The 12240-nt window shown below is 59.4% G+C and carries 14 protein-coding genes; 11 read left to right on the top strand and 3 right to left on the bottom strand.

Going from position 1 to position 12240, the window contains the following annotated elements; genetic code table 11:
* Positions 1–24: 24 nt before the first annotated feature.
* The 8 genes from SNL23_RS01240 to SNL23_RS01195 all read left to right on the top strand — a co-directional run bounded on the left by SNL23_RS01240 (position 25) and on the right by SNL23_RS01195 (position 9066).
* Positions 25–885: a sugar phosphate isomerase/epimerase family protein gene (locus tag SNL23_RS01240; protein ID WP_063029368.1), complete on the top strand. Its 861-nt coding sequence runs from the start codon at positions 25–27 to the stop codon at positions 883–885.
* A 131-nt stretch (positions 886–1016) separates the two neighbouring features.
* Positions 1017–2057, top strand: coding sequence for a Gfo/Idh/MocA family protein (locus SNL23_RS01235; RefSeq protein WP_167663848.1), 1041 nt, complete (start codon positions 1017–1019; stop codon positions 2055–2057).
* A gap of 365 nt (positions 2058–2422) precedes the next feature.
* Positions 2423–3358 (top strand): sugar ABC transporter substrate-binding protein, encoded by a 936-nt coding sequence (locus SNL23_RS01225; RefSeq protein WP_318301381.1) that lies wholly within the window; start codon positions 2423–2425, stop codon positions 3356–3358.
* 63 nt (positions 3359–3421) lie between these two features.
* The gene (locus SNL23_RS01220) at positions 3422–4975 is read left to right on the top strand and encodes a sugar ABC transporter ATP-binding protein (protein WP_167663847.1); all 1554 of its coding nucleotides are present in this window, start codon (positions 3422–3424) and stop codon (positions 4973–4975) included.
* A gap of 60 nt (positions 4976–5035) precedes the next feature.
* A complete protein-coding gene (locus SNL23_RS01215; protein WP_003214704.1) occupies positions 5036–6073 on the top strand; it encodes an ABC transporter permease in 1038 nt (345 codons plus the stop codon).
* A gap of 420 nt (positions 6074–6493) precedes the next feature.
* On the top strand, positions 6494–6898 hold the full coding sequence (locus SNL23_RS01210; protein WP_010173153.1) for a TraR/DksA family transcriptional regulator: 405 nt from the start codon (positions 6494–6496) through the stop codon (positions 6896–6898).
* A 169-nt stretch (positions 6899–7067) separates the two neighbouring features.
* The gene (locus tag SNL23_RS01200) at positions 7068–8738 is read left to right on the top strand and encodes a methyl-accepting chemotaxis protein (protein ID WP_412104133.1); all 1671 of its coding nucleotides are present in this window, start codon (positions 7068–7070) and stop codon (positions 8736–8738) included.
* Between the two features lie 124 nt (positions 8739–8862).
* Positions 8863–9066 (top strand): hypothetical protein, encoded by a 204-nt coding sequence (locus SNL23_RS01195; protein WP_003214710.1) that lies wholly within the window; start codon positions 8863–8865, stop codon positions 9064–9066.
* Between the two features lie 4 nt (positions 9067–9070).
* On the opposite strand, the gene SNL23_RS01190 is transcribed toward SNL23_RS01195, so the two are convergent.
* The 3 genes from SNL23_RS01190 to SNL23_RS01180 all read right to left on the bottom strand — a co-directional run bounded on the left by SNL23_RS01190 (position 9071) and on the right by SNL23_RS01180 (position 9968).
* Positions 9071–9307: a DUF2789 domain-containing protein gene (locus tag SNL23_RS01190; protein WP_076016222.1), complete on the bottom strand. Its 237-nt coding sequence runs from the start codon at positions 9305–9307 to the stop codon at positions 9071–9073.
* Positions 9308–9390: 83 nt separating this feature from the next.
* Positions 9391–9621 (bottom strand): hypothetical protein, encoded by a 231-nt coding sequence (locus SNL23_RS01185; protein ID WP_076016221.1) that lies wholly within the window; start codon positions 9619–9621, stop codon positions 9391–9393.
* 143 nt (positions 9622–9764) lie between these two features.
* Complete coding sequence (locus tag SNL23_RS01180) at positions 9765–9968, bottom strand: hypothetical protein (protein WP_083676703.1); 204 nt, start codon at positions 9966–9968, stop codon at positions 9765–9767.
* A gap of 465 nt (positions 9969–10433) precedes the next feature.
* On the opposite strand from SNL23_RS01180, the gene SNL23_RS01175 reads away from it, so the two are divergent.
* The 3 genes from SNL23_RS01175 to SNL23_RS01165 all read left to right on the top strand — a co-directional run bounded on the left by SNL23_RS01175 (position 10434) and on the right by SNL23_RS01165 (position 12219).
* A complete protein-coding gene (locus SNL23_RS01175; RefSeq protein WP_173860397.1) occupies positions 10434–10883 on the top strand; it encodes a hypothetical protein in 450 nt (149 codons plus the stop codon).
* Positions 10883–11080: a hypothetical protein gene (locus SNL23_RS01170; protein ID WP_076016218.1), complete on the top strand. Its 198-nt coding sequence runs from the start codon at positions 10883–10885 to the stop codon at positions 11078–11080. Before SNL23_RS01175 ends, SNL23_RS01170 begins: the two co-directional genes overlap by 1 nt.
* 122 nt (positions 11081–11202) lie before the next feature.
* Positions 11203–12219, top strand: coding sequence for an ABC transporter substrate-binding protein (locus SNL23_RS01165; RefSeq protein ID WP_318301379.1), 1017 nt, complete (start codon positions 11203–11205; stop codon positions 12217–12219).
* The last annotated feature ends 21 nt before the right edge of the window (positions 12220–12240 follow it).

Raw genomic sequence — 12240 nt, 5'->3', positions numbered from 1 at the left:
CCTCAAATTCGGGAGATCTCAAGCATGCGCATCGCCCTAGACCCCTACATGTACCGCCATCTGCCTCTCGGCCAAATGGTCGACAAGGCCGCCGAGCTCGGCTACCAGCACATCGAACTCTCACCCCGGGAAGACTTCCTGCCGTTCTACAAGGCCGCCCGGGTCGACCGGGCGCGCATCAAGGAGTTTCGCAAGGCCTTGAGCGATGCCGGCGTGCAACTCTCATCCCTGCTGCCCATGTACCACTGGGCCGCCGCCGACGAAGGCCTGCGGGTTGCCGCCGTACGCAACTGGAAGCGTGCGATCCAGATCGCCGTGGAAATGGACTGCGAGCTGGTCAACACCGAATTCACCGGCCAGTCCGACAACCCGCTGGTGTGCGAAAACCAGTTCATGCGTTCCATGGACGAGCTGATGCCGGAATTCGAACGCGAAGGCGTCAAGCTGGATATCCAGGCCCACCCGTACGACTTCTGCGAGCGCAACAACGAGTCGGTGGACATCATTCGCGGCCTCGACCGCGACTGGATCAACTACCTCTACGCCGCGCCGCATACCTTCTTCTACGACGACGGCAAGGGCGATATCGCCTCGATGCTCAAGTACGCGGGCTCCAAGCTCAGCCACTTGATCATCGCCGACACTTACAACCACCGCGCTTCGTCCAACCTGCGTTACATCGTCAACCCGCCGGGCGTGACTGCCACCGTGCACCAGCACCTGGACATCGGCCAGGGCGAGGTGAACTGGGAGGCGTTTTTCGGCACCCTGCGGGAAATCAAGTTCGACGGCATCGCCACGGTGTCGGTGTTTGCCTGGGAAGACCGGCCGGATGAATCCAACCGGATGATGCTGGAGCGGGTTACCCGCGAACTTTGCTGTTAGATCGTGGTGGCTTGCTCTGTGGCGAGGGAGCTTGCTCCCGCTGGGGGGCGAAGCGCCCCCAAAAGCTTGCGACTGCTACGCAGTCGAGCGGGAGCAAGCTCCCTCGCCACAATTAACCAAGGAGTATTTTTATGCGAATCGGACTGGTTGGATACGGCAAAGGTGGCCGTGTATTTCATGCACCCCTGATAGCCAGCCTGCCGGGGGCGACCTTTGTCGGCGTGGTGACACGGTCACCCGAACGTCGCCAGCAACTGGCGACGGATCACCCCGGTGTGAAGGCCTTCGACAGTATCGGGCAGATCACTGAGGCCGGTGTCGACGTGCTGGTGATCTCCACCACCCTCAAGGGCCGTCCGGCGCTGGTGCTGGAGGCCATTGAACACGGTGTGGCGGTGGTCAGCGACAAACCCTTCGCCAGCAATGCCGAACAGGCCCAGGCCTTGATTACCGCCGCCGAGCGTCAGGGCGTGCTGCTCAGCGTCTATCAGAATCGCCGCTGGGATTCGGACTTCCTGACACTGCGCAAACTGATCGACGCCGGTGCCCTGGGTACCGTCACCCGCTTTGAATCCCGCGTGGAGCGCTACAACCCGGGCTCCGTGGGCAACGCCAGCGGCGGCGGATTCCTGCGGGACCTGGGCAGCCATCTGGTGGACCAGGCCATGCAGCTGTTCGGCCCGGTGGACCGGGTGTTCGCGCAGTTGCACTACACCGCCGATGAGCCCAACGTGGATCACGGCTTCTTTGTATCGCTGACCCACACCAACGGGGTGATTTCGCACCTGTGGGGCAGTGCCCTGCAAAACAGCCAGGCCCCGCGTTTTCGGGTGAATGGCACGGCCGGTTGTTACACCGTCGAAGGGCTGGACGGCCAGGAAGACGCGCTGCTGGCCGGCAAGACCCCGAAAACCGAAGGCGAACACTGGGGCGCCGAAGAACACCGACGCTGGGGCTGGTTTGAGCAAGGTCCGGATCGTGAGCGGGTGCCGTCGGAAAAGGGCCGCTGGAATCAGTTCTACAGTCAGTTGCAAAGCGCCGTGCACGGTCATGGCGAGTTGCCGGTGAACGTCCTGGATGCGCTGGCAACCACCCGTGTACTGGACGCGGCGCGCCTGAGTTCCGAGCGTCAGCAGGTGGTGGAAATGGCGGCTGTGGAGGCTCACAGATGAAAAATAGAATAAAATTCTAAAACAGGTTGATATGGAAATTATTTTCCAATAAAGTCATTCCAGGTTGCATAAAGTACGTTCGGACTCGATTCGGGCGACTCGACAAAAACAAGATCAAAACAACCAGGTACCGTCAGATGAAAATCTTCAACGCTGTACTGCGAGTTTTACGTCCTGCCCTCAAGCCTCGCGGTCTGCCCCGCGCCCGGCCGTTTTACTTCTCCCTCCTGAATGTCCTGTGCGTCGAAAGCAAGGGTTCCCTGGTGTGCTGCATTCCGGGGGCGCCGATCGTTCGACTGCCGACCGCTTCGCTCTGAAAAACGCAACGTCCACAAAACCAACAAGAAATTGGAGACAGACCGTTCATGAAGACCCCGATCCGTTTTACCGCGCTGGCCCTTTCCATGATGCTCGCCAGTGGTTTCGCCACGGCGGCCGATATCAAGGTGGGCGTGAGCATGTCGGCGTTCGATGACACCTTCCTGACTTACCTGCGCGAGGACATGGACAAGCAAGCCAAGTCCTACCCCAAGGGTGACGGCGTGCAGCTGCAGTTCGAAGACGCCCGCGCCGACGTGGTCAAGCAACTGAGCCAGGTCGAGAACTTTATCAGCCAGAAAGTCGACGCCATCATCGTCAACCCGGTCGACACGGCATCTACCGCCAACATCAGTAAAGCGGCGCTCGCGGCGGGCATTCCGCTGGTGTACGTCAACCGTCGTCCCGACCAGACGGATCTGCCCAAAGGCATCGTGGCCGTGACCTCCAATGACGTCGAGGCCGGTCGCCTGCAAATGCAGTACATCGCCGAAAAGCTCGGCGGCAAGGGCAAAATCGTGATCCTGCTGGGTGACCTGGCGAACAACTCCACCACCAACCGCACCAAGGGTGTTAAGGAAGTGCTGGCCAAGTACCCGGACATCAAGATCGAGCAGGAGCAGACCGGCATCTGGCTGCGTGACAAGGGCATGACCCTGGTCAACGACTGGCTGACCCAGGGCCGCGAATTCAACGCAGTACTGGCCAACAACGATGAGATGGCGATTGGTGCGTCCATGGCGTTGAAGTCGGCAGGTACCAAACCAGGCACCGTATTGATTGCGGGGGTTGATGGCACGCCGGACGGCCTGAACGCGATTACCAAGGGTGACATGGCCGCCTCGGCCTTCCAGGACGCCAACGGCCAGGCCGTAGGTTCGGTGGAAGCGGCGCGCAAGATGGCCAGGCACGAGGCGGTCGAGCAGAACGTGGTGATCCCGTTCAAGCTGATCACCCCGGACAACGTCAAAGACTTCAAGTAGCCCTTAATAACAACAATAAACCGGCAGGGCAGCCACGGCGGCCCTGCTGACGGAGTACCCGATATGTTTGCTCAAGCGACTGCTTCCCAGCCTCCCGGTATCCAGCCCCTGGTACTGGAAGAACCCTATCTGCTGGAGATCTCCAACATCAGCAAAGGCTTTCCCGGCGTCGTGGCCTTGGCCGATGTGCAACTGCGGGTGCGCCCCGGTTCGGTGCTGGCGCTGATGGGAGAGAATGGCGCGGGCAAGTCGACGCTGATGAAGATCATCGCAGGCATCTATCAGCCCGACGCTGGTGAAATCCGCCTGCGGGGCAAGCCGATTGTGTTTGAGACACCGCTGGCGGCGCAGAAAGCCGGCATCGCGATGATCCACCAGGAACTCAACCTGATGCCGCACATGAGCATCGCCGAGAACATCTGGATCGGCCGCGAACAGCTCAACGGCCTGCACATGGTCAACCATCGGGAAATGCACCGTTGCACCGCCGAATTGCTGGCGCGGTTGCGGATCAACCTCGACCCGGAGGAACACGTCGGCAACCTGAGCATCGCCGAGCGCCAGATGGTCGAGATTGCCAAGGCCGTGTCCTATGACTCAGACATCCTGATCATGGATGAGCCCACCTCGGCGATTACCGACAAGGAAGTGGCCCACCTGTTTTCGATCATTGCCGACCTTAAGTCCCAGGGCAAAGGCATCATCTACATCACCCATAAAATGAACGAAGTGTTCGCCATCGCCGATGAGGTGGCGGTGTTCCGCGATGGTGCGTACATCGGCCTGCAACGGGCCGACAGCATGGACAGCGACAGCCTGATCTCGATGATGGTGGGGCGTGAGCTGAGCCAGCTGTTCCCGGTGCGCGACAAACCCATCGGTGATCTGCTGCTGTCGGTGCGCGACCTGCGCCTGGACGGAGTATTCCAGGGCGTGTCGTTTGACCTGCACGCCGGGGAGATTCTCGGCATCGCCGGGTTGATGGGCTCCGGTCGTACCAATGTGGCCGAAACCATTTTTGGCATCACTCCAAGCTCCGGTGGCGAGATCCAGCTGGACGGCAAGACCGTGCGCATCACCGACCCACACATGGCCATTGAGAAGGGCTTCGCGCTGCTGACCGAAGACCGCAAGCTCAGTGGTCTGTTCCCGTGCCTGTCGGTCCTGGAAAACATGGAGATGGCCGTGCTGCCGCTTTACTCCGGCAACGGCTTCATCCAGCAAAAAGCCCTGCGGGCCCTGTGTGAAGACATGTGCACCAAGCTGCGGGTGAAAACCCCGTCGCTGGAGCAGTGCATCGACACCTTGTCCGGTGGCAACCAGCAAAAAGCCCTGTTGGCCCGCTGGCTGATGACCAACCCGAGACTGCTGATCCTCGACGAACCTACCCGCGGTATCGACGTGGGGGCCAAGGCCGAGATCTACAGGCTGATTTCCTACCTGGCCAGCGAAGGCATGGCAGTGATCATGATTTCCTCGGAGCTGCCGGAGGTGCTGGGCATGAGTGACCGGGTGATGGTGATGCACGAAGGCGAACTGATGGGCACCCTGGACCGCAGCGATGCGACCCAGGAAAAAGTCATGCAACTGGCTTCCGGTATGACGGCGGTCCACTAACGAACAGACGGCGCCGGCCCGTTGCGGCCGGCGCAATGCGATAAAAAAAGGTGAGTGGTTATGAACGCGATACTGGAAAGCAAACCCGAGGAAAAGAAGCCCGCTGCGGCGCCGGTCAAGCACCGTCGACGCATGCCCACCGAGCTGAGCATCCTGCTGGTGCTGATTGGCATCGGCCTGGTGTTTGAGTTGTTCGGCTGGATCGTGCGCGACCAGAGCTTCCTGATGAACTCCCAGCGCCTGGTGTTGATGATCCTGCAAGTGTCGATCATCGGCCTGCTGGCAATTGGCGTGACCCAGGTAATCATCACCACCGGGATTGACTTGTCCTCGGGCTCGGTACTGGCCCTGTCGGCGATGATCGCTGCCAGTCTGGCGCAGACTTCCGACTTTTCCCGTGCGGTGTTTCCGTCATTGACTGACCTGCCGGTGTGGATACCGGTGGCGATGGGGCTGGGTGTGGGGCTGCTGGCGGGGGCAATCAACGGCAGCATTATCGCGGTCACCGGAATTCCACCGTTTATTGCGACCCTCGGCATGATGGTCTCGGCCCGTGGCCTGGCGCGTTACTACACCGAAGGCCAGCCGGTGAGCATGCTCTCGGATTCCTACACGGCGATCGGCCACGGCGCGATGCCGGTGGTGATCTTCCTGGTGGTGGCGGTGATCTTCCATATTGCCCTGCGCTACACCAAATATGGCAAATACACCTACGCCATCGGCGGCAACATGCAGGCGGCGCGCACCTCGGGGATCAACGTCAAGCGCCACCTGATCATCGTCTACAGCATTGCCGGCTTGCTGGCAGGCCTGGCCGGTGTAGTGGCCTCGGCACGGGCTGCCACCGGGCAGGCGGGCATGGGCATGTCCTATGAGCTGGACGCGATTGCCGCAGCGGTGATCGGCGGCACCAGCCTGGCAGGCGGAGTAGGGCGCATCACCGGAACCGTGATCGGCGCGCTGATCCTCGGGGTGATGGCCAGCGGGTTTACCTTCGTCGGCGTGGATGCGTACATCCAGGACATCATCAAGGGCCTGATCATCGTGGTGGCGGTGGTGATCGACCAGTATCGCAACAAGCGCAAACTCAAGCGCTAACACGGTCCTGAAACTTACACAGATCAAATGTGGGAGCTGGCTTGCCTGCGATAGCATCAACTCGGTCAATCTTCCAGACCGAGTCGCCTGCATCGCCGGCAAGCCCGGCTCCCACATAGGCGTTTTGCCACCAACGTTTAACCGTTTGTCTTCTATATAGCTCCACAACACTGAATTTCTTGCTATAAACGCACTCCGATGACCGTTCGCCGAGCCCGTCCTGGTGCCTTTGCGGGTTATCTTGGAAAAAATGCCTGTCATTTCAGTTGCTGAGCCCTCAAGTCGGCCTTAGACTGCCGCCCCTCGTAAATTGAGTGCCGGGTGGCGCTTGAAATGGACGGCGCCTTTCCGAGACCTGCTGAGGTCGGCCGGAACGCTCCCTTATTCGCCTTAATGCACGTATTTTTTATAGAGAAATCAATGACAAAGGAAAAGTTGCTGGCCATGCCGGCGGATGACTACATGAATGCCGAGCAGCACGCTTTTTTCGAGCAGTTGTTGCAAGACATGAAAGTGGAACACCACGAGCGCATCGAGCAGAACCGCATCGCCATCGAAAGCCTGGACACCCCGGCTGACCCGGCTGACGCCGCTTCTGTCGAAGAAGAGCGCACCTGGCTGGTGAATGCCATCGACCGCGACCAGCGCATGCTGCCGCAACTTGAGCAGGCCCTGGGCCGTATCAAGGAAGACTCCTTCGGCTGGTGCGATGACAGCGGCGAGCCTATCGGCCTCAAGCGCCTGCTGATCAGCCCTACCACCAAGTACTGCATCGAAGCCCAAGAGCGCCACGAGCAAATCGACAAGCACCAGCGCCAAGCCTGATGCCGCCCGTGTAGGAGCGAGCTGGCTCGCGAAGGTCGTTAACGATAACGCGGGAAACCTGATACCCAACGGTGCTCTCAGGTTCTTCGCGAGCACGTTCGCTCCTGCATAGATTTCGCCCGTGTTACCCCCGTTTATTGATCTGCTGCAAGCCCCCCACTAAAGGCCCATGGATAATGGCTACATAGTGGCGTCTAATGCAGTCACAATAACGACAAGCAGCGGGGTAACGAACATGGCTGGAGACGGATCTCTCATGGGCGCAGCAGTGTCACCACCAGTGGTGGCGCGTCAGTTGCCCGGCTGGTTGACGCCGCTCCTGCAAAGTACCGCCCTGGTGCTGTTGCTGCTGGGCCTGGCGTTCGCCCAACTCTCGATTTACCTGTGCCTGCCGGTCGCCCTGCTGCTGATCTGGCTGCCTCGCCTGACACATCGCACCCCCGGCGTTGCCGCGTCCGAAGCCACCGATGCCATCGGCGAGCTGACCCGCGACCTGTCCTACACCACCAGTCATAACGCATTGTCTGCTGCCGGCGTGGCCTATTCGGTCAAGCAACTGGCGGCCAGGCTGCAATCACAATTAGGCGCGGCGCAGCAGATCGTCAGCAGTGCCGAAGTGATGATCGGCACCGAGAAAGTCACTTCGGAACTGAGCCGCCAAGCCCTCGGCGCTGCCAGCCAGGCCCATCAACGCAGTACCGAAGGTCGTGAAGTGCTGGCGCAATCCATCACCCGCATGCACCAGCTCAGCCAGCGCGCCAACGACAGTCGCCAATTGATTGAGGCGTTAAGCCAGCGCAGCGAAGAAATCCAGCGCGTCACCCTGGTGATTCAGTCGATCGCCAGCCAGACCAACCTGTTGGCCTTGAACGCGGCGATCGAAGCGGCTCGGGCCGGTGAGCATGGTCGTGGGTTTGCGGTCGTCGCCGACGAAGTGCGTGGCCTGGCCGGACGAACCGCCACGGCTACCGATGAAGTCGGGGTGATGGTGGCGGATATCCAGCAAAGGACCGCCCAGGTGGTGGAGCAGATCCGGCAATTGTCAGCGGATTTGCAATCCGGTGTAGAACAGGTAGAGCACGCCGGGGAGCAACTGGAGAGCATCGCCACCCTTGCCGCGGATGTGGAAGGGCAGGTCAACGTGATCGCCCAAGGCACAGACACCAATCGCGCCCAACTCGACAGCCTGTTCCATGCAGTGGAGCAGATGCGCAGCGATTTGACCGTCAGTGACCAGCAGACCCAACAGCTGGCTGCCGCCGCCGTGCAAATGGAAGGGCAGGCTGAAACCATCAGCGAGCGCCTGGCCGAGGTCGGCCTGGACGACTATCACCAGCGCATCTACGACCTGGCCCGCGAAGGGGCGAGCCGGATCGCCGCGCAGTTTGAAGCCGACGTGCTGCAAAACCGCATCAGCCTCGATGACCTGTTCGACCGCAGCTACACCCCCATTCCCAACACCCGGCCGAGCAAATACCACACGCGTTTTGATGGCTATACCGATCAGGTACTGCCAGCGATCCAGGAAGCCTTATTGCCTCGGCACGAGGGACTGGTGTTCGCGATTGCCTGCACGCCACAGGGTTATGTGCCGACCCACAACAAGGTGTTTTCCCAGGCGTTGACCGGTGATGCCCAGGTGGACGCGGTACAAAACCGCACCAAGCGCAAGTTTGAAGACCGTACCGGAATCCGCTGCGGCAGCCACCAGAAGGCAGTGTTGTTGCAGACCTACACTCGCGATACCGGTGAATTGATGCACGACCTGTCGGTGCCGATCACGGTCAATGGCCGACATTGGGGCGGCCTGCGCCTGGGCTACAAACCCGAGGGGCGCTGATTCAGCGGGGGATTGTTGCAGGTTATGCAAGGGAGCTATTCCGGGGATAGCTTTTTCCAACTGGAGGAAAACCGTAGCATGGCGAACATTGTTAGCCAGCTAACTAATTCTCTGGAGGCGTTCCATGCAAACCAAAGTCGATGTCGCCGTGATGATTGGCAGTGGCGTACCACCCACCCTGCGCGCGCTGGGGCAAAAGGCCTGTTGGGTGGTGTTGCTTAACGGCGAGCAGCGCGGCACGGCGTTTGCCAGCCGCGATGAAGCCGAAGAGTGCAGGGCTGCCTGGGAGGCGTTGTTGCACCTGGAGCAGTCAGACAGCCTGCATTGAAAGGTTAGCGTGGCTGGTGCAGGCGCTGGTTCAGCTCATCGACCGCAATCGCCCAGACGGCGTCTTCACGCAGTTCATCCTTAAGGAATTGGGCTTGTTGCGGTGACCAGAAATCCGCGTCAATCAGCTTTACATCGTTGGGCAGGGTGTGTTCGCCGATAAAGGCGTCAATCGCCTCGGGGGACGATTCCAGTCCAAGTTGTTCAAACAAGGCTTCGAGGGTGTAAGTCGGCGCTTCCATATCGTTCTCCATGCAGGCTGATCATCGTATGCATGGGAGGTTTGAGGCGGGGCAGAGTTCGATCGGATTTTCGCGCCGGTTAATCAGGAAGTCAGCGCGCCTGAATCGACGGCGGCCTTAAGGGCTTTGGCAGCATCCTTGGCAGCCGTGTTGGCGGCGTCTACGGTTTTGAACCAGCGGTCCTTTTCTACCTGGTGGGTCGTCACGGTGGTCAGGGGAGCCTTGGCCCGCATCACAATCACGGCTTGGAACTCACCGTCTACTTCTCTGGCTTCGCCATGGATGAAAAATTCGCCAATATCAAATTCCGTCACGTATAGCCTTCCCTTGGAGGTAATTGCGCTGATGAAACCTGAACCGCAAGGGGACAAATCTCAATGGACGGACCAGTATGGCAGTTGTTACGCGCTGGCGGCGCAGTAAAGTCAACCAGATGACGAAACGCCAACCCAGGTATTCAACCTTGGGTGGCGCAGAGGATCGCTTCCAGTTGCCTGGCCAGTTCGCACGCTTCGCTATGGCCACTGCGAAAGCCCTTGATGCGTCCGCTGGGCACTTCAAGGATATGAAAGAAGTTTCTTCCGGCAGGCAACACACGGTAGAGCGCCGAATGCAGGCCACCGTCGTGGGTGTATAGGGAGTAGAATTGGCGGTCATCCATAAAAGATGAACCCGTGTTCGAGGGTGTGGCAATCGGTTGAGGTCGTTGCATAATCAGCTCCTGTCGATCGAACTTGCGGACCCGTTTGCAGTATTTCGGGTGGTTTTAACCCGTGGTGCTGTTTTAGTATTGTCGTCAGCATCTGGCGTTCGGTTCCATCCGAAGCATTAATTTCTGTGTTTGATGTCGGAAACTGCATTTTTTAAAGGGTTATTATCTGAAGTGGGTCGGCCAGTGTTCTCTGGTCGTTAAACCTGTGATCTCCTGCAACGCCTGGCGACCTGCGTAAGGTGCGTCGGGCACGTCTGTACTAGTCTTGCGGCTTGGCAGAGTGATCTTCTTCAGTTTTTATCAATGAATTTGTTGTGTGATCGTGCCGTTTCGGCCGTTTTTTTGTGCTGCCCGCTTGGGCGGACAGCACCCTTTTGATGTGGGGGCGTTTCCTTGGCAGTCAGTAATCTGGATATGCACGCGTTATTCGTGCTGGGTGATTTGCGCGCAAAGTTGGTCAAGCAGTTTCAATCCCGTTTCGTCTACGTCACTGAACAGACACCTGAAGGTATCTACATCGCCGAGATCGACACCGAAGCGGCGCTGGTGGTGGACGATAAGCCGCGCCTGGAGCTCAAGGTCGGTGATCATTTCCGGGCGGCTGTATTGCCCAGTCGCGAAGGCGGCAAGTTCGAGCTGAAGTTTCGCGATATCAAGTTGACGGTGTATGGCTTGGGCGATTACGCCTTTGTGTCCACGACTGTCGGCCAGGGCATTGTGTTCAAGGAAGGCCACAGTGTGATGTTGGTGTTTGCTGCCAATGAGCAATTGGTAGAAGGCTTGACCAAAACCCTGAAGGCCGTCACCGGCAAGGCCGCCAAATGGCGCAAGGGTGAGCTCGTGACCTTCAAGGCCAGCGAGTAATGAGCCAGGGTAGGGCGCAGTTCCACGAGCAGTACCTGCTCGATGCCCAAGCCAGGGCGGCGAAATTGTTTGCCCGCAAATCCGAGTTGCAGGGCGCCTGGTTAAACTGGGTCGCCGGCCAGTTGTATGAACTCAAGCCCGCCGAATTCGCCAGCATGGTGCGCCGCGAGTTGCAGCGGTTGACCAATCCGCCGTAAAAGCATGCGACATGCCATGTTCGCCGGAACCTCTACTACAGTTGAGTTGACTTAAGTATTCAGAGGCTTCGCGGTGTTACAGCAAAGCCGTTCGCTATTGCTGTAGGCATGAGGTGCAAAGCATGAAAGGAATTCGAGCGCTGTTGGCGGCCTCGCTGACGACCCTGAGTTTGTCGGCGGCGTCGCTGCCCGTATCGGCCGCCCAGGCGCCGATTCATTTTGCAGACCTGAACTGGGAAAGCGGCAGCCTGATCACCGAGGTGCTGCGGGTGATTGTCGAAAAGGGCTATGACCTGCCCACCGACACCTTGCCCGGCACCACCATTACCCTGGAAACGGCCCTGGCGAAAAACGACATCCAGGTGATCGGCGAAGAATGGGCCGGCCGTAGCCCGGTGTGGGTCAAGGCCGAGGCCGAAGGTAAAGTGGTGGGGCTCGGGGATATCGTTAAGGGCGCCACCGAAGGCTGGTGGGTGCCGGAGTACGTGGTCAAGGGCGACCCCGCCAAGGGCATCAAGCCCCTGGCGCCGGAACTGCGCAGCGTGAAGGACCTGGCGCGCTACAAGGACGTGTTCAAGGACCCCGAAGCGCCGACCAAGGGCCGTTTCCTCAACAGCCCGATTGGCTGGACCTCGGAAGTGGTCAACAAGCAAAAGCTCAAGGCCTATGGGCTTGATGATAGCTACGTGAATTTCCGCAGTGGTTCGGGTGCCGCGCTGGACGCCGAGATTGCCTCGTCGATCCGCCGGGGCAAACCGGTGCTGTTCTATTACTGGTCACCTACTCCGCTGATGGGGCGCTACAAGCTGATCCAGCTGGAAGAGCCGCCATTTGATGCCGAGGCGTGGAAGACACTGACGGATGCGGACAATCCCGATCCGAAACCCACCCGTTCGCTGGCTTCCAAGCTGAGCATTGGTGTGTCTACACCGTTCCAGAAAGAGCATCCGCAGATTGCCGAGTTCTTTGCCAAGGTCGACTTTCCGATCGAACCGTTGAACAAGGCGCTGGCCGAGATGAGCGAGAAGCACAGCCAGCCGCGGGAAGTTGCCCAGGCGTTCCTCAAGGATCATCCGGAGATCTGGAAGGCGTGGCTGACTGAGGATGTGGCGCAGAAGGTCGAGACCAGCCTGAAATAGCACCGATATAACAGCCCGATT

The organism is Pseudomonas sp. SED1 (assembly GCF_034044025.1).
Lineage (GTDB): Bacteria > Pseudomonadota > Gammaproteobacteria > Pseudomonadales > Pseudomonadaceae > Aquipseudomonas.
Note: the sequence above shows the minus strand (reverse complement) of the source record. Positions and strands in the feature narration are given on the sequence as shown.